The organism is Lysinibacillus irui (assembly GCF_028877475.1).
In the GTDB taxonomy this organism is placed as follows: domain Bacteria; phylum Bacillota; class Bacilli; order Bacillales_A; family Planococcaceae; genus Lysinibacillus; species Lysinibacillus irui.
The window spans coordinates 4,091,919-4,116,893 of record NZ_CP113527.1 but is presented as its reverse complement, the minus strand read 5'-3'; the positions used below and the strand labels follow the sequence as shown (position 1 = coordinate 4,116,893).

Annotated in this window: 27 protein-coding genes and 2 other annotated features; of the genes, 19 read left to right on the top strand and 8 right to left on the bottom strand. The window is 36.9% G+C overall.

Annotated features, from left to right (window positions below; genetic code table 11):
- Positions 1-194 precede the first annotated feature (194 nt).
- The 3 genes from OU989_RS20695 to OU989_RS20685 all read left to right on the top strand — a co-directional run bounded on the left by OU989_RS20695 (position 195) and on the right by OU989_RS20685 (position 1,990).
- A complete protein-coding gene (locus OU989_RS20695) occupies positions 195-845 on the top strand; it encodes a hypothetical protein (protein WP_274794809.1) in 651 nt (216 codons plus the stop codon).
- A 71-nt stretch (positions 846-916) separates the two neighbouring features.
- Positions 917-1,396 carry a DUF4871 domain-containing protein gene (locus OU989_RS20690; RefSeq protein WP_274794808.1) on the top strand — a complete coding sequence of 160 codons (480 nt, stop codon included), beginning with the start codon at positions 917-919 and terminating at the stop codon, positions 1,394-1,396.
- Between the two features lie 81 nt (positions 1,397-1,477).
- Positions 1,478-1,990, top strand: coding sequence for a YfiT family bacillithiol transferase (locus OU989_RS20685; RefSeq protein WP_274794807.1), 513 nt, complete (start codon positions 1,478-1,480; stop codon positions 1,988-1,990).
- A gap of 103 nt (positions 1,991-2,093) precedes the next feature.
- Here the strand turns inward: OU989_RS20685 and OU989_RS20680 are convergent, their stop codons facing one another.
- Together OU989_RS20680 and OU989_RS20675 are read right to left on the bottom strand one after the other, a co-directional pair.
- Positions 2,094-2,708: an exosporium glycoprotein BclB-related protein gene (locus tag OU989_RS20680; protein ID WP_274794806.1), complete on the bottom strand. Its 615-nt coding sequence runs from the start codon at positions 2,706-2,708 to the stop codon at positions 2,094-2,096.
- A 169-nt stretch (positions 2,709-2,877) separates the two neighbouring features.
- A complete protein-coding gene (locus OU989_RS20675; RefSeq protein WP_274794805.1) occupies positions 2,878-4,137 on the bottom strand; it encodes a hypothetical protein in 1,260 nt (419 codons plus the stop codon).
- A gap of 235 nt (positions 4,138-4,372) precedes the next feature.
- On the opposite strand from OU989_RS20675, the gene OU989_RS20670 reads away from it, so the two are divergent.
- The 4 genes from OU989_RS20670 (at position 4,373) to OU989_RS20655 (ending at position 6,748) form a co-directional block, all read left to right on the top strand.
- A complete protein-coding gene (locus tag OU989_RS20670; protein ID WP_274794804.1) occupies positions 4,373-5,023 on the top strand; it encodes a BMQ_0737 family morphogenetic spore coat protein in 651 nt (216 codons plus the stop codon).
- 141 nt (positions 5,024-5,164) lie between these two features.
- On the top strand, positions 5,165-5,740 hold the full coding sequence (locus OU989_RS20665) for a hypothetical protein (RefSeq protein ID WP_274794803.1): 576 nt from the start codon (positions 5,165-5,167) through the stop codon (positions 5,738-5,740).
- The gene (locus tag OU989_RS20660; RefSeq protein WP_274794802.1) at positions 5,730-6,011 is read left to right on the top strand and encodes a hypothetical protein; all 282 of its coding nucleotides are present in this window, start codon (positions 5,730-5,732) and stop codon (positions 6,009-6,011) included. The genes OU989_RS20665 and OU989_RS20660 overlap by 11 nt, the downstream gene beginning before the upstream one ends.
- A gap of 11 nt (positions 6,012-6,022) precedes the next feature.
- The gene (locus OU989_RS20655) at positions 6,023-6,748 is read left to right on the top strand and encodes a hypothetical protein (RefSeq protein ID WP_274794801.1); all 726 of its coding nucleotides are present in this window, start codon (positions 6,023-6,025) and stop codon (positions 6,746-6,748) included.
- A gap of 405 nt (positions 6,749-7,153) precedes the next feature.
- On the opposite strand, the gene rpmG is transcribed toward OU989_RS20655, so the two are convergent.
- A complete protein-coding gene (gene rpmG, locus OU989_RS20650; RefSeq protein WP_274794800.1) occupies positions 7,154-7,303 on the bottom strand; it encodes a 50S ribosomal protein L33 in 150 nt (49 codons plus the stop codon).
- 169 nt (positions 7,304-7,472) lie between these two features.
- Here rpmG and OU989_RS20645 point away from each other — a divergent pair, with 169 nt between their 5' ends.
- Positions 7,473-8,666 carry a GTP-binding protein gene (locus tag OU989_RS20645; protein ID WP_274794799.1) on the top strand — a complete coding sequence of 398 codons (1,194 nt, stop codon included), beginning with the start codon at positions 7,473-7,475 and terminating at the stop codon, positions 8,664-8,666.
- Positions 8,667-8,685: 19 nt separating this feature from the next.
- On the opposite strand, the gene OU989_RS20640 is transcribed toward OU989_RS20645, so the two are convergent.
- Entirely contained in the window at positions 8,686-9,228 is a 543-nt protein-coding gene (locus OU989_RS20640) for an isoprenylcysteine carboxyl methyltransferase family protein (protein WP_274794798.1), read from the bottom strand.
- Position 9,229: 1 nt separating this feature from the next.
- Positions 9,230-10,312 (bottom strand): type III polyketide synthase, encoded by a 1,083-nt coding sequence (locus OU989_RS20635; RefSeq protein WP_274794797.1) that lies wholly within the window; start codon positions 10,310-10,312, stop codon positions 9,230-9,232.
- 407 nt (positions 10,313-10,719) lie between these two features.
- Between OU989_RS20635 and rsgA the strand changes: the two genes are divergently transcribed.
- The 4 genes from rsgA (at position 10,720) to metG (ending at position 14,951) form a co-directional block, all read left to right on the top strand.
- Entirely contained in the window at positions 10,720-11,790 is a 1,071-nt protein-coding gene (gene rsgA / locus OU989_RS20630; RefSeq protein WP_274794796.1) for a ribosome small subunit-dependent GTPase A, read from the top strand.
- 17 nt (positions 11,791-11,807) lie between these two features.
- Positions 11,808-12,233: a FosM family fosfomycin resistance protein gene (fosM, locus tag OU989_RS20625; protein ID WP_274794795.1), complete on the top strand. Its 426-nt coding sequence runs from the start codon at positions 11,808-11,810 to the stop codon at positions 12,231-12,233.
- Between the two features lie 15 nt (positions 12,234-12,248).
- Positions 12,249-12,896 carry an HAD hydrolase-like protein gene (locus tag OU989_RS20620; protein ID WP_274794794.1) on the top strand — a complete coding sequence of 216 codons (648 nt, stop codon included), beginning with the start codon at positions 12,249-12,251 and terminating at the stop codon, positions 12,894-12,896.
- A gap of 101 nt (positions 12,897-12,997) precedes the next feature.
- Positions 12,998-13,260: a binding site (T-box leader), on the top strand.
- A 56-nt stretch (positions 13,261-13,316) separates the two neighbouring features.
- A complete protein-coding gene (gene metG, locus OU989_RS20615) occupies positions 13,317-14,951 on the top strand; it encodes a methionine--tRNA ligase (RefSeq protein ID WP_274794793.1) in 1,635 nt (544 codons plus the stop codon).
- Between the two features lie 49 nt (positions 14,952-15,000).
- Here the strand turns inward: metG and OU989_RS20610 are convergent, their stop codons facing one another.
- On the bottom strand, positions 15,001-16,572 hold the full coding sequence (locus tag OU989_RS20610; protein WP_274794792.1) for a 2-isopropylmalate synthase: 1,572 nt from the start codon (positions 16,570-16,572) through the stop codon (positions 15,001-15,003).
- An 87-nt stretch (positions 16,573-16,659) separates the two neighbouring features.
- Positions 16,660-16,898, bottom strand: a binding site (T-box leader).
- Positions 16,899-17,109: 211 nt separating this feature from the next.
- Here OU989_RS20610 and OU989_RS20605 point away from each other — a divergent pair.
- Positions 17,110-17,550: a hypothetical protein gene (locus OU989_RS20605; RefSeq protein WP_274794791.1), complete on the top strand. Its 441-nt coding sequence runs from the start codon at positions 17,110-17,112 to the stop codon at positions 17,548-17,550.
- 68 nt (positions 17,551-17,618) lie between these two features.
- On the opposite strand, the gene OU989_RS20600 is transcribed toward OU989_RS20605, so the two are convergent.
- The gene (locus tag OU989_RS20600; RefSeq protein WP_274794790.1) at positions 17,619-19,313 is read right to left on the bottom strand and encodes a methyl-accepting chemotaxis protein; all 1,695 of its coding nucleotides are present in this window, start codon (positions 19,311-19,313) and stop codon (positions 17,619-17,621) included.
- Between the two features lie 310 nt (positions 19,314-19,623).
- Here OU989_RS20600 and OU989_RS20595 point away from each other — a divergent pair, with 310 nt between their 5' ends.
- The 5 genes from OU989_RS20595 to OU989_RS20575 all read left to right on the top strand — a co-directional run bounded on the left by OU989_RS20595 (position 19,624) and on the right by OU989_RS20575 (position 22,942).
- The gene (locus OU989_RS20595) at positions 19,624-20,118 is read left to right on the top strand and encodes a DUF1648 domain-containing protein (protein WP_274794789.1); all 495 of its coding nucleotides are present in this window, start codon (positions 19,624-19,626) and stop codon (positions 20,116-20,118) included.
- A 269-nt stretch (positions 20,119-20,387) separates the two neighbouring features.
- On the top strand, positions 20,388-21,044 hold the full coding sequence (locus tag OU989_RS20590) for a YdeI/OmpD-associated family protein (protein ID WP_274794788.1): 657 nt from the start codon (positions 20,388-20,390) through the stop codon (positions 21,042-21,044).
- A 51-nt stretch (positions 21,045-21,095) separates the two neighbouring features.
- A complete protein-coding gene (locus OU989_RS20585; RefSeq protein WP_274794787.1) occupies positions 21,096-21,515 on the top strand; it encodes a DUF1801 domain-containing protein in 420 nt (139 codons plus the stop codon).
- The gene (locus OU989_RS20580) at positions 21,516-21,893 is read left to right on the top strand and encodes a VOC family protein (protein ID WP_274794786.1); all 378 of its coding nucleotides are present in this window, start codon (positions 21,516-21,518) and stop codon (positions 21,891-21,893) included.
- Positions 21,894-21,961: 68 nt separating this feature from the next.
- The gene (locus OU989_RS20575; RefSeq protein WP_274794785.1) at positions 21,962-22,942 is read left to right on the top strand and encodes a GNAT family N-acetyltransferase; all 981 of its coding nucleotides are present in this window, start codon (positions 21,962-21,964) and stop codon (positions 22,940-22,942) included.
- Positions 22,943-22,990: 48 nt separating this feature from the next.
- Here the strand turns inward: OU989_RS20575 and OU989_RS20570 are convergent, their stop codons facing one another.
- Positions 22,991-23,428 (bottom strand): Rrf2 family transcriptional regulator, encoded by a 438-nt coding sequence (locus tag OU989_RS20570; RefSeq protein ID WP_155593299.1) that lies wholly within the window; start codon positions 23,426-23,428, stop codon positions 22,991-22,993.
- A gap of 190 nt (positions 23,429-23,618) precedes the next feature.
- Between OU989_RS20570 and hmpA the strand changes: the two genes are divergently transcribed.
- Positions 23,619-24,785, top strand: coding sequence for an NO-inducible flavohemoprotein (hmpA, locus tag OU989_RS20565; RefSeq protein WP_274794783.1), 1,167 nt, complete (start codon positions 23,619-23,621; stop codon positions 24,783-24,785).
- Positions 24,786-24,975 lie beyond the last annotated feature (190 nt).

Below are 24,975 nucleotides of genomic sequence, written 5' to 3'. Positions count from 1 at the left end.
TGTCTTTTGATAATGCGGTTATTTTTATGAATATGTATGCTTAATAGGTCATCTTTCTATGATGAATTGAGGTGGAGTAATTTACTCCAGTGCATTAGATCAATTATTAAGATATGCTGTAAGAAAAGAAGAAATGGGAGGGAATCTGGTAAGGTAACAATGGAAAAGAGGCTTTCCAATGAGGAGGAAGGTATTTGAAGAAACGAATTGGCTGTTTGCATGCCCATTATTCCAATATAGAGTACATAGAGCGTACTTTCCAAAATGATGAGGATATGGAATTGCTTCATTTTGTAGATCCTGGAGTCATGCAGCAAGTATCAAAAGGAATGGGTGATGTAGCTCGTAAGGTTAAGGAACAAATCGAATGGATAGCTAGCTGTGATGTGGATGCTATTTTAATAACATGTACTAATTATATTGCCTTGTTACAGGATGATGCTACTGTCGATTCATCAATTCCCATAATAAAGATTGATGAGCTATATTTTGAAAGCATATGTAAAGTACAACAACCTATAACCATTCTTTTTACAAATCCTATGACCGTTGAAGGAACAATGGCTAGACTTCACCAATATGCTAAGCATCATGAAAAATCAGTAACTGTCGTGGCAAAAGTCATTGAGAATACATTTGACCTCATTATGCAGGGAAAAAAGGAAGCCTACAGTGATGCCATTTTACAGACTCTGCTTTCATTAACTGATGAACAAAGGTTGATCTCTGTAGCGCAGCTTTCAATGGTAGATGCCGCACAACAATTTGAAGAGCAAACAGCTATATCAGTTATCCATCCATTAAAGCCATTAGTAGCTGTTGTTAAAAAATCTCTAGGCATTTAGCATTTTAATTTACTGAATTATCTGTAATAATTTAATAAAGAAAACGGTTTATAAGAAATGGGGGGGATGTTATGAAACGATTTGTACTGTTATGTGTTCTATTGTTACTCGTAGTAGGCTGTGCAGATAAAGAGAACATAACAATGCCAGAGGGTATACCTGATTTTGTACAGGAAAGTGATTTTTCCTCGATTGATTGGAGTCGTAAAGCAGTTGAGTTCGGTGATAGGGGCATCATTGGTAATGCTAATAAATCGGGAGTCATTGGTGCTGATATGCCAAGCTTAAGTACACAAAAGTGGATGTGGCATCTATGGGGAATGGATGACAGTGGTAGTACAGAGTTAACGGTTGTAGGTTATCATAAAGAATCAAAGGCCATCCAGCCAATTTTAGTAGATGGATGGAGCATTGTGCTTGGTGGGCCAGTAAATGGAGCAGATGCTCATGCACCCTCTAGTGTAAAAATCCCTAAGCCTGGTGAATGGGCTCTCTTGCTGTATACGAATGGGAAATACTTTGATACGTTGATATATGATATTCGTCAATAATTGGCAAGTACCTTTTCTTGTAAGTTATAATACTACCATTTGAATAGCACAGAAAACACAATTGATACGGAGGAGAACAATATGACAGATCTACAATATCCTATTGGACAGTTTCAATTACCAAAAGAGGTTACTTCACAGCAGGTAAAAGAATGGATTGACGACATTCGTTTATTACCGATGCAGCTTGCAGAGGCCTTGAGTGGAGCAAGTGAGCAAGCATTGGCAAAAACCTACCGAGAAAATGGTTGGACAGTTAAACAGCTAGTCCATCATATTGCCGACAGCCACATGAATAGCTATATCCGTTTTAAGCTAGCCCTAACAGAGGACGTCCCAACCATTAAACCATACAATGAAGCGGAATGGGCACAGCTACCAGATTCTGCAATGCCAGTAGCAACTTCTTATAATTTAATAGAAAATTTACATGAACGTTGGGTTTACTTGCTAAGTAACTTAAAAGATGAGCAATTACAACGAGCATTCAATCATCCTGATTCAGGACTGACAACACTGGAGCAAGCAATCGGTTTATATGCTTGGCATGGTAAGCATCATTTGGCACATATTCAGTTTGCTTTGGGGGCATAAAAAATAGGCGATTTCTTGCAAATCGCCTATTATAAGTTCATTCAGTTGATTTCATTTTTTTAAGGATGCTAATACTTTATTAGTAGTTGTGATCTACATTCTCTTATACAATATTGATTCCTGCACTTGCGTTACCAAGAAGAGTCGCAGCAACCCCTGAAGTAGTCAAGGAGAACACCATTACTAAGCGGTCTCCAGTATTTACTGGAACAGATACGTTTGCATTGCCACTTGCAATCGTACCAGCTACTACAGCTGCTAATGGTAATGCTGGTAATAAATCAACAAATGCTGCAGTAGGGCTGAAAACGTTACTTCCTGGAACTGCGCGGTAAATCTGTGCTCTAACTGTCCCTGTTCCTGTTAAAGTTAAAGCAGCAGTTGCTGAAATTGTAGCGGAAATAGATGTAATTGTACCTGGGCGTGGAACATTAAACGCTTCTGTAAGAGTACTTGTTAAATCTATATTAACACCAGTAAGAGCTATCCCTGGAACAGATGTCCCGAAGCCAACAAGACTTACAGTCCCAATTAAACCACCTGCAACAGCTACTAATGCAACAGGGTCAATCCCTGAAGAAAATGGGATAATCGCACCTGTAGCTACCGGTGGAGTAATACATGCAGCATCAATTCCGATAAATGGGCCTAGAGCAGTACATTCACCATTACCATGACCATTACCAGAGCAACCACACATTGAATTATTCAAACACATTTTTACACCCCCTTTCTTCATTATTCTATTCATATGTGAAAGGGGGGGAAGGGCAAATATCTTCATCACCTATAAATTCAATGATTTCTGAAAGTCAGCTTTTATTTGAAACATAAAGACATCCACTATGTATGGTCATACATAGTGGATGTTTTATAGAACGATAAATTTAACTCCATCTTTTAAAGAAATCGAAAAAGGAGTTCTTTCCCTTCTTATTTTCTTCTTCGATCGGCTTACTTACAAGTTCAGACTGTTTACTTTCTTCCTCGATTAGCTCTTTTACAGGTTTGGGCTGCTTACTTTCTTCAATCGGCCTAATTACAGGTTCGGGTTGCTTATTTTCTTCTTCAATCGGCCTAATTACAGGTTCAGGTTGCGCTTCTTCAAGGGATGGATGAATCTCAAAGGCTGTTCCAGCTTGATACCCTTCAACATATTCTTCAGTTTCCAATGAAGGAGAGTGATATGTGTCTACAGGCACTTCTACATTTTCTGAAATGACTTGGTTGATTTGCTCGCTAGGTAGCTCCGATATAGCTTGTTCTAACGACTCATTAGATACTTCTGGCATCTCATGAAGGTTATGTTCACTTTCTGTTTTCACAATCTCGATAGGAGCATCTAAAATTTCCGTCGTTTTAGTACTCTCCGATTCATGAACAGATTGTAAAGGTTCATTCTCGATGTTTTCTTCACTTAAAGTAGGCTGTAATGGATCATAAACACTTACTGGAACTTCCTTTGCATCCGTGGCATTTTTAAAATGGAAGGTGGATTCAACTGTCGTGTTTCTGTATAAGCCATTATATATTTGGCTCGGGTGCGTATTGATTGATTGAAAATATTGCTGATTAAAATGCCGCTCTTCAGGTTTAGTTGCCTGTAGACCATTTTGAGGAGAGGGAGCCCCGGTATTTACATTTGGTTGGTGTTTTTTGGCTTTACCTGCCACACTTTGTAGTAGTCTATAAGATGGCTGTGCTGATGTAATTGTAGTTTGATCTGCTGTTTGTGTCATTCTAGGTTGTCTTGGCAAAAGATTAGAATAAGTTTGAGAAGGCATTTCAATGGAGGAAGGTAAGGTCGTTGTATCATCTCCTTTAACTGGCAATAGTTTATTTAAAATTGATAAAATCTCTTGGTTCATTTCTTCAATGGTTTGATTCAAAGACTCAAGTTGTATTGAAAGAACCCTGATTTGATCATCATATCCTTTTATATATGAATTTTGTTTAGTATCTAATGTCTCTGTGATCCCCTCTAAGTGGGCCATTTGTGTTTTTAGTCCATCAAATTCCTGCTTCATATAAAGGAAATCTTCAATTGACGTCCCCATTTTTAACGAGGTTAACGATTCTCTATATGTTTCAATTTTTTGCTTTAAATTTTCAATTTCTTGAGTGGTATACAATTTTGATTCTTCCATTGTAGTTCACCCCTTTCAGTCCATTATTAGTTTATTAAAAATATTGACTTTCTGTTACAAATATACCGGTCCTCTCAATATTTTAGTTCTTACCATAAAGAAAGAACTGGATGTAAAAATGATCTTGGCTGATTTTAATAAATATCCAATGTAACTATTTGTTAGCCCATGCACTTATAGCTGAAAAACATATGCTACAAACGAAAGATAAAAATTTTATGGAGGTGTCAAAAGGATGCAAGAGCATATGCCATCCCAGGCGCAGGAACTAATCTGTATAAATGTTGATAAGGTATACGACTGGATTGTAAAAGAAATGTCGTTTGATATTTCGCCTACTGGACCAATTACATTCCCAGGTGTTACAGCAACTACTGACTTAACAGGTGCTATTGTTACTTGTCGAGTAATTCCAGCAGCTACAAATCCAATTGTGATTCTAAACCGTGAGAATCGCCAATTCACTATTGATGGATCAACTGTTTGTCTGCAACATCTAAATGTTCAAAAGAACTTCATTCTAACAATTGTCGTTACTTTACCTAATGGTACTGTTTTCACAAGCACTAACATTCCAGTTTCTCGCTGTGAGCAAGTGACGTTATGTGCGCCTAAGGGAACAGACGTTGAAATTTTATACACAGATTTAGATTGCTTCGTTTGTACAACTGGAACACTTACTGTTGGAACAGGTGCTGCAGCAGGTACAATCACGTTCTCTGCGTTGACAATTACTGTTGCTGTTTGTCAAAGTATTCAATCTACATTCCCAGTTACTGTGGAATTCTTAGCAACTTTCTGCGAACCAAGAGCAGACTTACCATTCTCATGTCCAACTGCGGTTCGTCCACAACAATGCCCTGTTATTTTCCCACCTATGGGTTAATGGTGCTAACAAATAGAAGAAAGTCATATCATGAAGAGAGGGTTATCCTCTCTTTTTTTATTTTGTCGTGTTAGCGAGTCAAGTGGTTCTCTAAGAGTTGAAGAGACGCTTTGTAAGTAAATAACAACAAGGAGGTACGAAGTGACAAAACGTATAGAAGACAAAATACTGGCACTAAAAGAACAAACAAACGCCTATGTTCATGAAATTAAGCAGTTAGTTGAGGAGTTGACAATTCCAAACAGGTTTAACCTCATTAGTTATTTTACAACCTCGTTCAATATTTCCTATATTCCTGAGCAAGAGAGTTTATGTTTAGGCTCCTATCATATTCGCAACATCGGTAGTACAGCTATTACAAACCCCTATTTGTGCATAACGGTACCTAAGGATTCTCCATTTTATTTTTCTGGGAGATATGTTCATGAAAATTTCACACCAAATTTCAAGACACAAGGGCAAATTAATTGGGAACGGTTTAATGATAAGTTAAGCAAAGAAGAGTATTGGCTGAGACCAGTAGGGAAGACAACAATTGAGCCCAATGAAACCATTTCATTTACTAATTTTCAAATAAAATGGTCCCATAATTTATCGTATTCTGGCACTATTATGGGCTTTACATATTGTGATCAGCTAACAGATGGTATTGTTGTTTTAAATCCTATTAACCTTAATGGTATCGGTCAAGCACAGGAGGATGACAATGAAGGATGATCAAAAGCAAGAGTACAGTAGTGTAACTCAACAACTTTTAAAGGAGCAACTCAATCGGCGTAATGAACAAGATAATAGCTTTGCGTTTCTTGAAAAAAGTACATTACATCAATTAATGGCCTATTTGGTCTCAGGTGAAAAGAAAAATACTGGACAAAATGATATCCGAGAACTAGAAGCAAAGTTGATGAAGCAATTAGATGAAATACTAGAGGATAGTAAAGCACAGTTTGAAGAGGTGGTTGATTTGTTAAAAAGTTATTCGGGTTAGGGGGTGTGACGATGGAAAATGATATTGTGAAAAACAATGATCCAATACAGCTCCAACAAATGATTATTTTTTTAAGGGCAGAGTTAGCTAAGTATAAAAATGAAGTAAAAAGACTAAGGGACAGTGATTATTACGCATTGGTACTAAGACTTGAACGAGAGAATGTACAATTAACAAGGCTTAGAAAAGAACTTTCGATGGAGCTTTTAAAGTTGAAGAGAGACTTTGATAAGGAGCTGCAGGCATATGATGAAGAGATTCAAAAGCGAGAAGTCCAAAGAAAAAAACAAATTGCATCAATAGAGTCTTTATTAAAGGAAATCGCTGAATTGCGGGCTGAAAATAAATTATTAAAGGAAAGCCAACAAGTTTCGAATGAAGCTACAATTGATATTGACTATAAAGCGATTGTCGGAGGGCTTGAAAAAAAATTAAACGACTTTACATCAGCAGCAGGTAGTCATATGGAAAAAATGATAGAGGTCTTGGAAAAATCATATAGAGATAAAATAGAAACGGACAGCCTTCATCAACACTTGATAAAAGAGTTGGAGAGGAAAAATTCAGAGATTGAAAGATTATCAAATGAAATGGAAAAACAAACTAATGATATGAATAAGGAAATGAAAAAGTCCATTCATATGGAGGAGCAAATAGATTATAGATTACGTATACTCGATGAATTAGATCAAAAATTAAACGAGCTGGCATTAGAAATCAATAGAGAGCAGGTATAGCTATGAATTTATACAGACTGTTTCAAAATGTTTACTTTTGAAACAGTCATTTTTATTCTGGAATGGAACCCTCTCAATGCGGTTCTCGAACCGCTCAGAAGGTAGGTGAATCCGCTCAAAGGTAGGGCATAACCGCTCGTAAGTATGGAGAATCCGCTCAAAGGTAGGGCATAACCGCTCGAAAGGATGGTGAACCCGCTCAAAGGTAGGGAATAACCGCTCGAAAGGATGGTGAACCCGCTCAAAGGTAGGGCATAACCGCTCAGAAGGATGGTGAACCCGCTCAAAGAAAGGGCATAACCGCTCGAAAGGATGGTGAACCCGCTCAAAGGTAGGCATCAACCATCTAAAGGAATCTGCTCAAAAGAAGGATAACCTTAATCTCTAACGGTTACTTTCTTCAAATTACTTCGTTTCTCTGTGTAGTGTCTTGCGTTTTAAGCGAGGAGAGTACTTTTTTAGCTCCAACCTTTCAGGGTTATTACGTTTGTTTTTAGTTGTTATATAGTTTTTATCACCTGTTTCGGTGCAGGCTAATGTTACTTGTACACGCATAAATAGGCCTCTTTTTAAATAGTAATGATTACAATTTAATTATTGTATTTAAGATTAAATATTGTCAAGTTTATTTTTGAAGGTAATAAAAAGCTTTGCATTTTTCAATATTGTATGTTTAAATTACAAATTGTAAATAGTAATAATTACGATTTAGGGAGTTGTAAACATGACAAAGAGAATTCCTGTTACTGTATTAAGTGGGTATTTAGGATCCGGTAAAACGACGATGATGAACCATGTATTGCAGAATAAGAAAGATTTACGTGTTGCTGTTATCGTCAATGATATGAGTGAAATTAATATTGATGCTGGGCTTATTGCGAATGGTAGCGGTATTTCACGAACGGAAGAAAAATTTGTGGAGCTATCCAATGGCTGTATTTGTTGTACATTACGAGAGGATTTATTGCAGGAGGTGGAACGTCTCGCTAAACTTGGTAATATTGATTATATATTGATCGAATCAACAGGGATTAGTGAGCCAATACCCGTGGCACAAACATTTAGTTACTTAGACGAGGAGCTAGGAATTGATTTAACGAAATTTTGTCAATTGGATACGATGGTTACGGTTGTAGATGCACATCGCTTTTGGCATGATTTTCAGTCAGGGGAAAGCTTGTTGGAGCGGAAGGAAGCAGTTGGCGAATTAGATGAGCGTGATGTTGCAGACCTGCTTATTGATCAAATTGAATTTTGTGATGTCCTTGTGGTAAATAAGTGTGATTTAGTATCTGTGGAAGAGCTTGAACGATTAGAACGTATTTTGCGTGCGCTGCAGCCCGAAGCAAAACTGATTCGTACAACAAACGGTGTTCTTGATCCAGTTGACATATTAAATACAGGTCGCTTTGACTTTGAGCGTGTATCAGAATCAGCTGGTTGGTTAAAGGAGTTAGAACTGGGCCATGAGAATCATACGCCAGAGACAGAGGAATATGGGATTTCTTCGTTTACTTATAAACGCAAAAGACCATTCCATCCTATGCGATTTGTTGAGTGGTGTGATCAAATGCCAGACTCGATCGTACGAGCAAAGGGGATTATTTGGAGTGCAAGACACCAGGATGTTGCGTTATTACTATCACAAGCAGGATCATCTGCAAAAATTGAACCTGTTTCATATTGGGTAGCAGCTTTGTCTAGTACTCAGCAACAGGATGTATTCCAACAAAGTCCAGAAGTGTTGGAGGATTGGGATGAGGAGTTCGGAGATCGATTGACTCAGCTTGTTATGATTGGTATTGATCTAGATAAAGAGGAGATTATCAAACAGTTAGACAGCTGCTTATTAACAGATGAAGAATTTCGTAACCCATGGGAGCTTCTACAAAATCCGTTTAACTGGGAATGGCATTAATAAGAAAAGAAGATTTCGGTTAAGACTCCGAAATCTTCTTTTGGAATACGTTATTATAATTTGTTGCATCTCGCAATGCCTTTTCTTCTATAGGGATTCGTACAGAGAGCATTGTAATGTTTAGTAATGTAAAGCAAAACGCGGTAAAGTAAGCTTGAAACATAATCGGTAAAAGGAGAATTTCCAAACAAACGACAGCATAATTTGGGTGACGCATATATTCATATGGACCTTTACGAACAACTTGAGCATCAGGTAATATGAGGATTTTTGTATTCCAAAAAGTCCCTAAGGAGCGAATACACCAGATCCGTAATGCCTGAACAGCTATAAATAATATAAAAAATAATGGAAATAAGGGCGAGAGACCATTGTTATTTGTAACGACTTCCACAATTAAAAACAAGAAAAAACTAATATGCATAGTAACCATATACGGGTAGTGAGAAGCACCTTCTTCATAAGCTCCTTGTGAAAGCATCCACTTCTCATTGCGCTTGGCAATGACTACTTCTGTCAGTCTTTGTAGAATGACAAGAGTTAAAATTAGATAGAAGATCATGTTACTCCCTCCAGTTTAATAATACAGCTTCTGCACAAAAACCAGGGCCAAGAGCGACGAGTAAACCTGTATCCTCCACTTGTCCTTCATGTAGCATAAATTGCTCTAATACATATAACACTGTTGGTGATGACATGTTGCCATGGTGGCGTAATATTTCCCGAGAAATGTCGGTTTTTTGGGAAGAAAGATAAAGTGTGTCCTCATATGCTTGTAATACTTTTTTTCCTCCAGGATGAGCAATGAAATGAGTAAGTTGTTCGCTGTACATTCCTTGTTCCATTAAAAATTGTTCAATGAAAGGTCCTAGCCAATTGGTGATAATGGCAGGAATACTTTTTTGAAAGATGACATGGAGCCCATTATTTTTAACATCCCATCCCATGACACTTTCTGAATCTGGCATCCATTTAGAGCCTGTAGCTAGAATAGTAGGGGACGGAACTTTTGTGTCTATTGCTATTTCATCTCCGCAAATGAGAATACAAGCGGCACCATCTGCAAAAAGTGATGCACCGATTAAATTACTTTTAGAATAATCATTTGGCTGAAAAGTGAGGCTACATAACTCAACACAAACAACAAGCACCTTCGAATGGGGATGTGCTTTACAAAAATCATAAGCTCTACTAATTCCAGCTGCTCCACCTGCGCAGCCAAGCCCCCAAAGTGGAATACGTTTAAGTCGATCTGAAAAGGTAAGCTTGTTCATAACACGCGCATCAATGCTAGGTGTTGAAATGCCCGTACTACTAACAAAAATAATGGCATCAATTTCTTCGGGAGAAATTGGGGAAAATAAAAAGGCGTTATTTTCTAAACACGCTTGGATGACGTTCACGCTATATTGTGTAGCTAATTCAATATATAATTCGTTACGTTCCTCAAAAGAGTGATTCGTACGATGCCATTCTGGTGGTACACAAAAATGTCGTGTGTCGATACCACCATTTTCAAAAACCTTTAAATATCGCTCTAGTTTTGGGATTTTTGCATAGAAAAGCTCTTTCGTTAGTTCCTCTGCATTTGCTTGCTGTAATGTGTAGGGCGGTTGATGTGTGCTAATAGAAATGATTTTAGGCAATCCAACATCTCCTCGCAGTTAGTGGTCTTGTTCATTCTATGCGTTGAGGATTGGAATAAATGCTTATAAAATTGGAATTGACAATTTCTGAAAATTTAGCTATATTAATAACAACAAAATGGAAAGTAGGTGATGTGACATGATGAATAGATCTGTTTTTAGTGAACTGCAATTCGGTTTGTTCAATTTCACACGCCTAAACTATACAACATGACACCGTGCTATAGCTCGGAGTATTTGTGTACCTTTTAAACGTGCCTGTGAAACCTTGTAACTGCCGAATTGCAGATACAAGGTTTTTTTATCGTGGTCCCAAATTGCTGAACCGCGATATAGCCTATGGTGTAAGTGTCAATTGCAATTACGCTAAAAGGCATCATGATATGTACGTTTAGGAGGAAATTAAATTGAAATTAACAACATTAGGTTTTACAACTTATTTTGAAGAGCAAATGATAGAAATGAAAAAACAGCCAAAACTGAAAAACTGTGTGCCTGCAAGGGTTATCTTAGAACATAAACATTCTTATCGTGTGTTGGCCGAAGAGGGAGAATGGCTAGCGACAATTGCTGGTCATTATGCCTATACGTCTTTAGCTCGTGAGGACTATCCTGCGGTTGGTGATTGGTTACTAGTAGAGAAAATGCCAGGTGAGGAACGAGCGATCATTCATCAATTATTCCAGCGCAAGTCTGTCTTTTCACGTAAAGTGGCAGGTCAAGAAATTCAAGAGCAGATTGTCGCATCGAATGTCGATATTGTATTACTTGTTATGAGCTTGAATGCGGATTTTAATATTCGACGTATGGAACGCTATTTAGTGGCCGCATGGGATTCAGGTGCAAAGCCTGTTATTGTACTGACAAAAGCGGATTTATGTGAGGATGTTGCAAGCCTAGTTCAAGAAGTGGAGACCGTGGCATTTGGCGTAGATATTTTTGTAACGAGTGCTTTATCTGGTGAAGGATTAATGGAGATTCAGGCATTATTTCAAGAAGGAGTGACGGGGGCGTTACTGGGCTCTTCAGGGGCAGGTAAATCAACATTAACGAATGCATTATGTGGAGAAATGCTGATGAAGGTAGCGGGTATTCGTGAGGATGATGCTAAAGGACGTCATACAACGACACATCGAGAGTTAGTAATGTTACCTACTGGAGGCTGTTTGATTGATACGCCAGGAATGCGAGAACTTCAATTATGGGATCAAGGTGATAGCTTGGCGTCGAGCTTTCAAGATATTGAAGAACTAGCAACAGCTTGCCGCTATCGTGATTGCACCCATCAAACAGAGCCTTATTGTGCAGTACAGCAAGCTATTATAGATGGTGATTTGGACCAATATCGTCTGCAGAGCTACTTTAAGCTACAACGAGAATTGGCTTATATCGAACGTAAAACAAATGCCCAGGCAAAGCTTGAGGAACAGCGTAAGTGGAAGCAAATTACAAAGGGATTGAAAAAAAGAAATAAATAATCATTAGGAGCACTTCTATGACAGTTCAACATATCAATCATTTACTATTTTCGGTTTCTAATTTAGAGGAATCCATCGCTTTTTATGAAAATGTTTTCGATGCTAAGCTATTAGTAAAGGGGAAGACTACAGCCTATTTTGATGTAAATGGGCTGTGGCTTGCCCTTAATGTAGAAAAGGATATACCCCGCAATGATATCCAGCATTCCTACACACATATTGCCTTTACAATCTCTGAGGATGACTTTGATCAAATGTATGATAGATTAGTGCAATTAAAGGTTAATATTTTAGCAGGTAGAGAAAGAGACGAAAAGGATAAAAAATCGATTTACTTTACGGACCTTGATGGCCATAAATTTGAATTTCATACGGGAACTTTGCAAGACCGTTTGAGTTATTATAAGAAGGAAAAGCTGCATATGGAGTTTTTTGATCATTAATCAAGGAGTGATTCAATGAATAAAGCGTTTATTTTTGATATGGACGGTACATTATTTCAAACCAATCTCATTTTAGAGCCTGCACTTGATGCAACATTTGATGTACTACGTTCAAAGGGCTTATGGCAGGGAGAAACGCCAATAGAAAAGTATCGAGAAATTATGGGTGTACCATTACCTGTTGTCTGGGAAACATTATGTCCTATGCATTCGGTAGAAATACGTGAAGAGAGTAATGTCTTATTTCATGTAAAGTTGATTGAGCAAATACGTAATCGTAAAGGGGCATTGTATCCACATGCTGAACAAGCCCTTGCAGTATTGTCAGAGAATTATCCGTTATACATAGCGAGTAATGGGCAGGTTGACTATTTACAGGCAATTGTTGAAACATATCAATTAGGACGCTTTATAAAGGGAATCTATAGCATTCAATCTATTGCAAGTGGTCATAAATCCGAATTGGTCAAAAAGGTAATAATTGAAAATGGAGTACAGGACGGAGCAGTAGTAGGAGATCGATCTTCTGATATTCAGGCTGCACATGACAATCAGCTACTGTCGATAGGCGTTCGTTTTGACTTTGCGCAAGATAACGAATTAGCGAAGGCCGATATTGTCATAGAGGATTTAACAGCATTATTAAACATAACGCTAGATTAATTACCTACAAACATTCCTCCCTCAACTTTTGGTGAAGGGCTGCTATAACGACAATCATTGCAATCTCGCACAAGAAAGAGTAAAATAGTGCCAATCCTATAAGAAAAGCATTGAAAAGGAAAAGTAAATTGGACTAGCATTTTGTAGAGAGCCTCTGTTGGTGGAAATGAGGTAAATGACCCCTTTTGAAAATGACCTTTGAGCTTCGTACCGAAAGCTTTTTAGCAAGTAGATTACGACGAGATGGGCACTCGTTACAACAGCGGCAGTATCTTTTATTTATTGAATGAGACGTACTGATAGAGGCAAATAGTGTGAGCTATTTGTAAATATAGGTGGTAACACGGGTATACTCGTCCTAATCAGATTTGATTAGGGCGATTTTTTTTACCATTTTTTATGTGAGGGGAGCAATTTAGAATGACAATTGTTATTGGAGGAGCTTGGCCGTATGCAAATGGCTCTTTGCATTTAGGTCATGTTGCCGCATTATTACCAGGTGATATTTTGGCTAGATATTACCGACAAAAAGGCGAGCAGGTGTTATATGTATCGGGCAGTGATTGTAATGGCACGCCTATTTCAATTCGTGCAGCACAAGAAAATACTACAACAGAGGCTATTGCCAATCATTATCATGATGAATTTACAAGATGTTTCAATGACTTAGGATTTACTTATGATTTATACACAAGAACGGACGCAGAGCATCATCATGAATCGGTTAAGGCTTTATTTTTACAGCTGCTTGCTAACAATTTCTTATACAAGAAAAAAAGTGAACAGGCTTACTGTGAGACAGATAAGCAATTTTTACCGGATCGTTTTGTCGAAGGGATATGCCCGAATTGTGGTGCGAAGGCAAGAGGTGACCAGTGTGATAACTGCTCAGAAATTTTAGATCCGCTAGATTTAATTGATAAGCGCTGCAAAATTTGTGGGAATGAGCCAGTGATTAGAGAGACAGAACATTTTTATTTTACCTTTAGTCAATTTCAAGGAAGGCTCGAGTCTTATTTAGCGGAAGCAAAGGCAGAAAAGCGTTGGCGGGATAATGCTATAGGATTGACGGAGCGCTATTTGGCAGAGGGAGTCCCTGACCGAGCGGTAACAAGGGATTTACCAAATGGTATAGATGTTCCAGTGCCTGGCTTTGAGGGGAAAAAGATATATGTTTGGATTGAAGCAGTTGCAGGGTATTTAACAGCCAGTCTAGAATGGGCAAAAGAGCATCAAATAGCAATAGAAGACTTATGGAATGAAGAAACCATTTCGTATTATGTCCATGGTAAAGATAATATTCCTTTCCATACGGTTATTTGGCCTGCAATTTTAATGGGAATCGGAGCTAAGGCTTTACCAACACATATCGTATCGAATGAATATTTAACATTAGAAAAACGCAAATTATCTACTAGTCAAAATTGGGCTGTGTGGGTACCTTATATTCTAAGTCGCTATGATGTAGATTCTATTCGTTACTTTTTAACAATAAATGCGCCAGAAAACCGTGATACTGATTTTTCATGGCGCGAATTTATTTATAGCCATAACGGTGAACTACTAGGAGCCTATGGTAATTTTGTGAACCGTACATTGAAGTTTATTGAGAAATCATTCTCTTGTCAGGTGCCACAAGCGGAAGTGGATAGCGACATTCGTAAACAAACGATTCAGCTATTTAATGAAGCTGGTACTCATATAGAGGCTGGTCATTTCAAACAGGCGTTAGAGACTATTTTTGAGTATATTCGAGGGGCTAATCGCTATTTTGACGAACAACAGCCATGGCTACAGGTAAAAGAAAATGTGAAGGCTGGCAATCATACATTAGCAACCTGCGTCTATATTATTGCTAATCTAGGCCAGCTACTACATCCGTTTCTACCGTTTTCAGCTGAGAAAATAAGAAACATGTTAGGCATCAATGATATGATGTGGCATGAACAAGTGGAACTGCCTGCAATCATTCAAGATGTGACGCCATTGTTTGAACGTCTAGATGTAGAGCGAATTGATGAGGAGTATCAAAAATTAGTGAGGGACAGTCTCTAGCATCAAAAAGCAGTATGACTCTTAAAGCCATACTGCTCTCTTCTATTATTTAATTCATCACAGGTGTTAATTTTGCCACGACAATGCTATTGATGGCATTAATATAGGCAAGGGCGCTTGCCTTTAATATATCTGTATCTGCTGCTTTAGCAATATACTTTTCACCTGCATGCTCAATCGTAATTTTTACTTTACCTAAAGCTTCTTTGCCTCGTGAGACACTATTGATATTGTACTCCACAAGCTTTACATCAATGTTTGTAATTTCTGCAATGGCTGAATATAAAGCATCAATTGGGCCAGAGCCCACTGCACTTGCTTTAAACACCTCGCCACCTTTACAGATCTTAACACTTGCAGAAGGGAAGCTTGCATTGCTGACGACTTGTAGATCTTCGAAATCAAAGAATTGGTCACTGTAGTGTGTAGCGTTCTTATTGTTGGCATCATGCTTTTCATAATAGCTTTCAACAATAACGTATAAATCGTGATCGTATACTTCTTTTTTTGCATCGGCTAGCTTTAAGAAGCCTTCAAAAATCCCTTCAAATTCATCTGTTGAAAGATTAGAAAACCCTAATTTTTCAAGAGCATTTTTTACGGCATGACGACCAGAACGAGCTGTTAGTACTAGCTCCATATCATCAAGACCTACGTCTTCGGGATGGACAATTTCATAAGCATCACGAGATTTTAGCAACCCATCTTGATGGATACCAGAAGAATGAGCAAATGCATTATCTCCTGTAATGGCTTTATTGACCTGAACATCTAAGCCCATAAAGCTAGAAACAAGACGAGAGGTATTGATAATCTCTTTTGTATTGATGCGTGTTTCAGCATTATAAATAGAGCTACGAGTTTTTAGGGCCATGACAACTTCTTCTAATGCAGCATTACCTGCACGTTCGCCAATACCATTAATTGTACACTCTACTTTATCTGCACCATTTTTAATGGCAGCAAGCGTATTAGCCGTTGCCATTCCAAGGTCATTGTGGCAATGAACACTTAAAAGAACGCTATCATCTAAATTTTTCATACGGTCATTTAATTTAAAAATCATTTCTCCAAATTCCTCTGGTTCTGCAAAGCCTACTGTATCAGGAACGTTAATCATAGTTGCGCCAGCTCTCATAACAGCTTCGATCGTTTTCCATAGATATTCAAAATCTGAACGAGATGCATCTTCTGTTGAATATTGAACTTGTGGTAATAGTGTTTTTGCGTATTTCACAGCATCAACGCCAATTTGAAGAATTTGATCCTTTGATTTGCTGAATTTTTTCTCCACATGAATATCAGATGTACCAAGTACCATATGAATCATTGGGTTTTCAGCGTATTTGACAGCATTATAGACGGCATCAATATCCGCCTTTACAGCACGTGCTAATGCCGTGATCATAATGTCATTTGTATTGCCAACCTTTTCAGCAACAGCTCTGACGGCATCAAAATCACCTTGTGAGGAAGCAGGGAATCCAGCTTCGATAATATCGACCCCTAATTTTTTTAGTTGCTGGGCAATCTCAACTTTTTCATACAGATTTAGTTTAGCTCCTGGCACTTGTTCGCCATCACGTAAAGTTGTATCAAACACCCAAATTTTTCTTCCCATTTTCAAACACTCCTTTTGTAGTAATCAGTTTAAAATCTACACTTAGGCCAATGATTTAATAAAAATAAAAAAACCCGTCTCTATAAAAATAGAGACGAGTTTATGCTCGCGGTACCACTCTAATTGACATTTTCTTTACAGAAAATATCCTCTTATCGACAGCTATCACTGTCTATCCTGTTAACGGGGGAAACCGACATCCCTTACTAATATGTTCAGGGAGTAGCTCATGGACGAGTTCAAAATGTGTGTCTACCGATTTACACCAACCATCGGCTCTCTACAAGTACACAACCACTTTTACTATTTCCAATCTTGGCCTGCAATGTGTTATTGAAAGCAATATTACTTGGATATTAATGCGCTGTCAATAATTTTCTAAAAATTTTTTTAATTCTGTCTAAAAGGTGTGGCAATTTAATAAAATTTTGATATTCAGTGGTATGTGCAAATGCCTATTTTATATAGTAATTAATGGTATATAATTAAATTTATGGATTAACATTTAAGGATAGAAGAAAAGTAGTTTTACATAATTTGAAGGAGCTGTTTTCAATAAAGAAAAAAGTTATTTGTATTCTAGCATTATTTTTAATAGCAATGATCTTATTAAATTTTTACAATGAATACAAAACAAAATACCTTATAAAGGATTTTCTTTCTACAGATCATTTAGGTGAAGAAGTTCATAAAATTGGTATCTTAAATGAATCAACGACCAAGATAATAAACATTAATAAAGATAATCCTTTATTTCTCTCGTTAACCGAATCACTAGAAGATTTAAAAGTAAAACGGTCTAACTCACATTTTTCTTATACCGAAGGATATATGTTTATTATTTATCACAAAAACAGTTCATATCATATTTCTATCAATGAAAAGGGGATGCTACGAATTGATAGTGAAAATTATAGAATACAAGAGGAAAAAGCTATAAAGGATTTGATTGCTCTTATAAAAGAAGCATTCAAATAAGTAAATAAAAAACTACCCATTTTCTATAGGCAACACACCTAAAGAAAATGAGCAGTCTTTTTCTTGTTTTAATCTAATTTAAAGCGAGAGACTTGCGTATGAAGTTCTTCTGCCATATTGGAAAGAGTTGATGCAGAAGCTGCTACCTCTTCAATTGTAGCTAATTGTTCTTCCGAGGCAGAAGCGACATTTTGCAAATTGGATGAGGACATTTGAGCAATCGTTGCTATTTCATCAAAGGAAGCATAAATTTGCTCCGCGCTCGATGACATTTCCTCAGACACGGTTGTGGCCTCTTGAATTTGCATGGATACTTGTTCAATAAGCTCAACAATTTTGGCGAAGCCTTCTTCAGCCACTTTTACTACTTGCATACCAATTTGAACTTCTTGGGTACCTGTATCCATCACAGCTACAGCACGGCTTGTATCTTGCTGAATTTCGGAGATCAAAGTAGCAATTTGCTCTGCAGATTTTTTTGATTGCTCAGCTAATTTTTTCACTTCGTCTGCAACCACAGCAAAGCCGCGCCCATGATCACCTGCACGGGCTGCTTCGATAGCAGCATTGAGGGCTAATAAATTTGTTTGCTCTGCTATGTCAGTAATAATGCTAATAATATTGCCGATTTCAATAGAATGACCATCTAAATTTTTAACAACACTTGCAGACTCTAGGACGGCTGTGTTGATTGTAGTCATTTGGGAAATGACACGATGTAATGATTCATTACCTTTTTTAGCTTCTGAGTTTGTTTCCATTGCTAATTCAGAAACAGCTGCTGTTGTAGAAGCTAATTGTTGTATACCATTTGTCATGTTTTTCATTGCTTCAGAGCTTTCTGTAGCATTTTTACCCTGAGCCTCCGAGCCACTAGCAACCTCTTGAATAGAAGAAGTGATTTGTTCGGTAGCCTGTATAGTTTGATCAGCACTTGCTGTTAATTCTGCTGCTGAGCCACTAACTTGCACAGTGTTCTGACGTACATTCTTAATTAACTCCTTTAAGTTTGTAGCCATTTGATTAAATGCTAGTGCTAAATCTCCAACCTCATCGCGATTTTTAATGCGAATTTGTTCGGCTGTTAAATCACCTTCAGCTATTCTTTTCGCTGCCTTAGCCATGCCATTGATAGGACGAGACATTAAACTACCTACAACCATAGCAATTATCAGACTTATGACAACAGCGAAGACCCCAAGAAGAATCATTTGGAATTTAATATCTTGGATTTGTTTTGATGTAGCAGCCATCTTTTCTTCAATATATTTACTTTGATAATTAGAAAGGTTTTCAACACGTTCATCGAACTGTTTGATAATTAATCGACCTTGAGTACTATCAAGCTTTTCATACTTTTCTGTTTCTCCTTCAGCTTTTAAAGAAAACATTCGGTCCGCAAATTGTTGGACGTTTTGCTCACTTTTGTTAATAGCTTCCAGGAACTTAATAGATTCTTCTGAATCCAAAGTGGCCATTAACTCTTCAGATTTTTTCTTAAATTCCTCTCGTGAATCTTGATTACTTTGTAAATTTTGTTTGTCTCCAAGAAGTAAATAACCTCGCATACTTACAATTTCTTGTTTAGCTATTACACGTAATTCCTGAATACTTATAGATTTAGTAGTTTGCTCCTCCAGTAATAATCGATATGTTTTGTTTACTGAATCCAGCTGTTTTATATTTAAGCCGATTGTTGTAACAAGAACTAAAATAACTATAAAAAAACCGAGTAATAATTTCTTGTAGATAGTAAATCGCATAGTTGAAATATCCTTTCTCAGTAATTAGTAGAAATGTTACAAAATAATGAAATATGTATATATATCATTTATATCAGATTATATGTATTTTACAAAGTATTATGAGTATTTTTACAGTAGTTAATAGTTTGAAGATAGTATTAAATTATGATTAGAGTAATAAAAAATGGAGATTTTTCGGCTATAATACTGCTAATAATAGGGATAATTAATGGCATGTATTGAATACTAAGTCAATTTTCGTGAATTTTGAAACTTAAACCGTAATTGTACGTAGAAATAATAAAGGAAATGAACAGAGGTGGGAAAAATGTATAGGCCAATTTTAAAACTACCAAAAACTAAATCAGAAAAGATATGGGACTATATTGGTGGTAGTGCATTTATTGTATCTATCCTTTATATTATTTTACTCTGGGGTAAAATACCTAGCGAAATTCCTGGTCATTTTAATGGTTTAGGTGAGGTTGATCGTTGGGGTTCGAAAATAGAGCTATTTATTTTACCATTCATTGGTTTGTTTTTATGGATTGTATTGGGGCTTCTAGAAAAGGTACCATATATGCATAATTATCCAGCACGTTTGAATGAAAATAATGTAAAAGCATTTTATTTAAATAGCAGAAAAATACTAAATGAAGTAAAAAACCTGTGTCTCATTTTATTCGCATTTATTTCGATTCAAATGGTTCGTATAGGTCTTGGTGAAGCCAATTCCATAGGCTGGTGGTTTTTACCGGTCATTATAATAGGGACGGCTATTCCGATTATTAAAGGGATTATTGCTACCGCTAAAATAAAATAAAGTAACAAACTAAACCTTGGGATTATTTCAAGTGATTAGACTGTAAGTAAAAGGAATCGAGAAGTACCATCTCGATTCTTTTTCTTTTTCCGAAAAATATCACCTATGGAGGCATCAGCATTCATCTCTAACTAGAGGAAAACTTGAAATATTTTTATACCCAAGTTTTGAATATTTCAGTATACTATCAAAACTAAGATGTAAATGTATGAGCAGTTTGTTAAATGCTAAAATTGAAATAAAGAAGCAGTAGGAGAGGAATGTAAGCTATGCAGAAAAAATTTAAACTGAATGATGAATTATCAGTTGCTATAGTCAATCAACCACAAGATTTGCCATTAGAAGGGATTTCTCAGGTAGGAGAAGCACCTTTTGATCGCATTATTTCATTTGTGTTCTCTGTGGAGGAGATGGTAACGTATTTACAAAAAGTGTTAAAAGGTACTCGTCTAAAAGAACAAGGTTACTTATTTTTTGTTTATCCTAAAAAGGGGAATAAAAAATATGAACAGTTTATCCATCGTGATGAAATTTTTCCAGCAATCCAAGTTGACGACGAAAAGTACATCGTTGGTAGTGATTTGAAATTTGCTAGCCTAATGTCATTAGATGATACATTTTCAATTTTAAGCATCAAGCGAGATGGTAAAGGAAAAGGGAAGAAGAAGACGGCAAGTAGTCAATGTGTAAGTGATTATGAAAGGATGATTCCTCAATTACGTGATTCACTTGCAGACAACCCTTATGATTTAGCATTTTATGATGAGCTAACACCAGGCTATCAAAAGGACTGGGCGCGTTATATTTATAGTGCTAAAAAACAGGATACACAAATAGCCCGCCTACAAGAGATGCGCGAAATTATTGGATTAGGCTACAAAACCAAGGAGTTATATCGCAAAGCAAAAGCTGAGGCAAATGAATAAAGATTTTAAAATAAATGATAAAGTGAGGCAATAGGTATGGAGAATTTATACATGGAGCAAGTTGAAGAAAAATGGCGTGTTGCGTTTAGCCAGCTTGTAGATGTTGTTGCAACGAATATACAAGATGGATTTGAACAAACAATGCAATATGGCATGGTTAGCTATGTTGTTCCTTTAACAACCTATCCAGATGGCTATCATGTTACACCAAATACCCCATTACCTTTTATTAGCCTTGCAGTCCAAAAACGTCATATTGCGCTATACCATATGGGGATATACGCAGACCCAGCATTGCTCTCTTGGTTTCAGGAAGAATATGCGAAGAGAGTACCAACGAAGTTAAACATGGGGAAAAGCTGTATTCGTTTTACAAGTACAAAATATATTCCATTTGATTTAATTGGAGAGCTTGTTTCAAAAATGACCCCAGCACAATGGATCACTCACTATGAAGGAGCAAAAAAATAGATGAAAAGTGCAACTACATTTTTAATGTTTCAAGGGCAAGCGAATGAAGCTATTGAACAGTATCAGCAATGGTTTACAGATTTAGAGGTTGCCAGTCTGTCGTATACGGAAAATTCACAGCAAGTGGCGATGGCAGTTCTCCATTTAAAGGGATTAAAATTAATGGTGAATGATAGTGTTATCCAGCACAATTTCACATTTACCCCATCCACGTCTATCTTTATAGAGTGTGATTCGGAGGAAGAAATAAGCTATTTAGTTACGCACATATTAGAAGGTGGACTTGCATTAATGCCTCTTGATAATTATGGGTTTTCTAAAAAGTTTGCGTGGATTCAGGATCGTTTTGGTGTGTCCTGGCAGCTATCATATAATTGAAGGTCAGGGATATGAATATATTCTTAAAGAATGTTAAAAAATACAATGTTAGTAAAGGGGAATAGTAGATGGCGGTAACTTTAGTGAAGCATGATATTAAATATGCTGAAGCCATGCATGAATTGTCTTCTATGCCACAGGTTCGAGATGCGCTTGGGTTACCTGCTGGTAAGGTAGAGGATACAATTAATTTTATTAAACGTGAATGTGTGGATGAAGAAGAAGGTAAAACAGTTCCTCGTGTTGTCTTGAATGAGGAAGGGCAACTAATTGGCGTGACATCATTAATGTTTATAGACCATCAAAAAAAGAGCTGTCATATTGGGTCTTGGCTTGGCTACCCATTTTGGGGAAAGGGCTATAATCTTGAAGCCAAAACAGCTATCTTAGATATTGCTTTTTTTGAACTTGGTTTATTACGTGTTTTTGCAGGTGCAAGGAAGGTTAATATCCGTTCACAAAAGGCACAGGAAAAGCTATCTTTTATTCGATTAGGAGTTGAAAGTGAATATCCAGAAGAGCATTCATGGTTAGAGGTAAAAGAAAAGCAACCATGTGTGTTAAATGTCTTTGAACGGGAGGATTTTGTTCGTTACAGAACATCGCTAGAGAAAGTAGATGGTAAACGTGAAGACTTCTTACCGCAGCTCTTACTAGCGGATGACAGTGAAAAGGTAGTTCGTGACTACCTAGATCAGGGTACCTTATATAAAATTAAGTGTGGCGAGGTGCTAGCTGGGGTAGCCTTAATAATTCCCCAATCTAATACAACAATTGAGTTGAAGAATATTGCTATTATTCCAACGTATCAAGGGAAGGGAATAGGTAAGGAAGTATTACGACAACTCACTGAAATATGCCAGATGGAAGGCTATCAAACCGTTCTAGTTGGAACAGCAAATTCAAGTATTGATAATATTGCCTTTTATCAAAAAGCAGGCTTCCGCATGGAGGCTATTGAAAAAGATTTCTTTCGTAAATACCCAGAACCAATTTATGAAAACGGCATTCGTGCCTTAGATATGATTTTCTTTTCAAAGCAATTATAAGCATCTTCATAAAGAAATACCCGTCCAACAAGTGTTGAGCGGGTATTTTTACTTACCTAGCAGAAGAGCCATTAATTTTTCTTTAGAATGTAGGAAATCATCTAAAGTGTAACGATCTAGCACACTTAAATAGGCTTGTAAAGCTTCGTACAGAACACCTTTTAGCTGACATTCTGGGGCTATTTTACATAGATTATTTTCTTTGTCGAAACATTCTACAAGGTGAAAATCCTCTTCTGTATGACGCACAATTTCACCAATAGTAATAGTTTTTGGATCGATAGCGAGGCGAATACCGCCACCACGACCACGGATTGTTTCAATATAGCCTAATAATCCAAGCTGATGTGTCACCTTCATTAAGTGGTTTTTCGATATATTATAAGCATCTGAAATCTCTTGAATAGTTGATAATTGGCCGTCTTCCTTTGCACCTAGATAAATAAGCGTACGCAAAGAGTAGTCTGTGTATAAAGTTAAGCGCATTAGAACACCCTACTTTCTATAATTCAAAATTATTATAGCATTTTTACATTGAAGTATAATATTTTCAAACGTTTTTTAAAGATGTATTTAAAATACATTAATTATGTCCATTTTGTTAAAGATGTATTTCATATATTGCTTTAAGGAAATGAAAGCGTTATATTGTAATCACGAAAGGATGGTAAGCGATATGTTAAAACAAGAAACTATTAAAATTATTAAGGCAACAGTACCTGTATTAGAAGTTCATGGTGTTGAAATTACAAAGACGTTTTACAAAAATATGTTTCAAGCTCATCCAGAATTACTGAACATTTTTAATCACACGAATCAAGAACAAGGCCGTCAACAAACAGCATTAGCTAACACTGTTTATGCTGCTGCTGTTCATATTGAAAACTTAGAAGCGATTTTACCTGCTGTAATGCTTATAGCACATAAACACCGTAGTTTAGGCATTTTACCTGAACATTACCCAATTGTTGGAGAACATCTATTAAAAGCAATTAAAGAAGTACTTGGTGACGCAGCAACAGATGATATTATTAATGCATGGGCTGAGGCTTATGGCGTTATAGCTGATATTTTCGTTCAAGTGGAAGAAGAGTTATACCAAAAGGCTGAAAATAATGGTGGATGGCGCCTATTTAAACCATTAAAAGTGGCGAAAAAAGTTGTAGAAAGCGACTTAGTTACATCTGTTTATTTTGTAAATGAAGATGGTTCACCATTACCGACTTATGAACCAGGCCAATACATTAGCATTCGTGTAAAAGTGCCGGGCGAAGAGTATTTAATGAATCGTCAATACACACTTTCACAGGCAAGTGCAGAAGATGGCTATCGTATTTCAGTAAAACGCGAAAGCGATCATACACCAAATGGTAAAGTTTCTAACTTTATTCACGATAACTTACAAGTTGGAGATTTAGTAGATGTAAGTGCTCCAGCTGGTTTATTTGTTCTAGAGGAAACTGCTGCACCAATTACATTTGTGAGTGGTGGTATTGGGGTAACACCTTTAAACAGTATGCTACAATCTTTAAAAGAAGATGCAACAAATAAAGTTAACTTTATCCAATGTGCTCGTAATGAGAAAGTTGTGGCATTTAGCGATGACATTAAGGAGAAAGTAAATGCGTTGCCAAATGCTTCATATACAGCTTTATATTCTGATGAAGACAAGCTTATCACAAAAGAATTATTAGCAGAAAAAGTAGCTGATAATGCAGATGTTTATGTATGTGGACCTGTAGGCTTCATGGAAGCTGTTATTAAAAATTTACAGGAAATTGGCGTGAAGGATGAGAAAATTCACTATGAGTTCTTCGGACCAGCCATGCAATTAGCTAAATAAAAAGAGGATTCCCTGTTATGAGAAAAAACTCATAGCAGGGTTTTTTTATTGTGGGCATAGTGACGGGTAGAAATAAAAAAGTGAAGAGACCAGAAAGAGGCATATAAACGACGGATTACAGTCCTTAAAGAAAAAAGGTTGAAGCTTTCGTGTTGACAATATACCTATAGGGGTATAATATGAATCTCGT

Bases quoted from the DNA above. Each gene is read 5' to 3' on its own strand.
- OU989_RS20680 (WP_274794806.1), bottom strand. From the start codon at position 2,708: ATGTGTTTGAATAATTCAATGTGTGGTTGCTCTGGTAATGGTCATGGT.
- OU989_RS20590 (WP_274794788.1), top strand. From the start codon at position 20,388: ATGCAGAAAAAATTTAAACTGAATGATGAATTATCAGTTGCTATAGTC.
- rpmG (WP_274794800.1), bottom strand. From the start codon at position 7,303: ATGCGTGTACAAGTAACATTAGCCTGCACCGAAACAGGTGATAAAAAC.
- OU989_RS20670 (WP_274794804.1), top strand. From the start codon at position 4,373: ATGCAAGAGCATATGCCATCCCAGGCGCAGGAACTAATCTGTATAAAT.
- OU989_RS20645 (WP_274794799.1), top strand. From the start codon at position 7,473: ATGACAAAGAGAATTCCTGTTACTGTATTAAGTGGGTATTTAGGATCC.
- fosM (WP_274794795.1), top strand. From the start codon at position 11,808: ATGACAGTTCAACATATCAATCATTTACTATTTTCGGTTTCTAATTTA.
- OU989_RS20575 (WP_274794785.1), top strand. From the start codon at position 21,962: ATGGCGGTAACTTTAGTGAAGCATGATATTAAATATGCTGAAGCCATG.
- OU989_RS20570 (WP_155593299.1), bottom strand. From the start codon at position 23,428: ATGCGCTTAACTTTATACACAGACTACTCTTTGCGTACGCTTATTTAT.
- OU989_RS20685 (WP_274794807.1), top strand. From the start codon at position 1,478: ATGACAGATCTACAATATCCTATTGGACAGTTTCAATTACCAAAAGAG.
- OU989_RS20595 (WP_274794789.1), top strand. From the start codon at position 19,624: ATGTATAGGCCAATTTTAAAACTACCAAAAACTAAATCAGAAAAGATA.
- OU989_RS20655 (WP_274794801.1), top strand. From the start codon at position 6,023: ATGGAAAATGATATTGTGAAAAACAATGATCCAATACAGCTCCAACAA.
- OU989_RS20620 (WP_274794794.1), top strand. From the start codon at position 12,249: ATGAATAAAGCGTTTATTTTTGATATGGACGGTACATTATTTCAAACC.
- OU989_RS20640 (WP_274794798.1), bottom strand. From the start codon at position 9,228: ATGATCTTCTATCTAATTTTAACTCTTGTCATTCTACAAAGACTGACA.
- OU989_RS20585 (WP_274794787.1), top strand. From the start codon at position 21,096: ATGGAGCAAGTTGAAGAAAAATGGCGTGTTGCGTTTAGCCAGCTTGTA.
- OU989_RS20675 (WP_274794805.1), bottom strand. From the start codon at position 4,137: ATGGAAGAATCAAAATTGTATACCACTCAAGAAATTGAAAATTTAAAG.
- OU989_RS20610 (WP_274794792.1), bottom strand. From the start codon at position 16,572: ATGGGAAGAAAAATTTGGGTGTTTGATACAACTTTACGTGATGGCGAA.
- metG (WP_274794793.1), top strand. From the start codon at position 13,317: ATGACAATTGTTATTGGAGGAGCTTGGCCGTATGCAAATGGCTCTTTG.
- OU989_RS20660 (WP_274794802.1), top strand. From the start codon at position 5,730: ATGAAGGATGATCAAAAGCAAGAGTACAGTAGTGTAACTCAACAACTT.
- OU989_RS20690 (WP_274794808.1), top strand. From the start codon at position 917: ATGAAACGATTTGTACTGTTATGTGTTCTATTGTTACTCGTAGTAGGC.
- OU989_RS20580 (WP_274794786.1), top strand. From the start codon at position 21,516: ATGAAAAGTGCAACTACATTTTTAATGTTTCAAGGGCAAGCGAATGAA.
- hmpA (WP_274794783.1), top strand. From the start codon at position 23,619: ATGTTAAAACAAGAAACTATTAAAATTATTAAGGCAACAGTACCTGTA.
- OU989_RS20600 (WP_274794790.1), bottom strand. From the start codon at position 19,313: ATGCGATTTACTATCTACAAGAAATTATTACTCGGTTTTTTTATAGTT.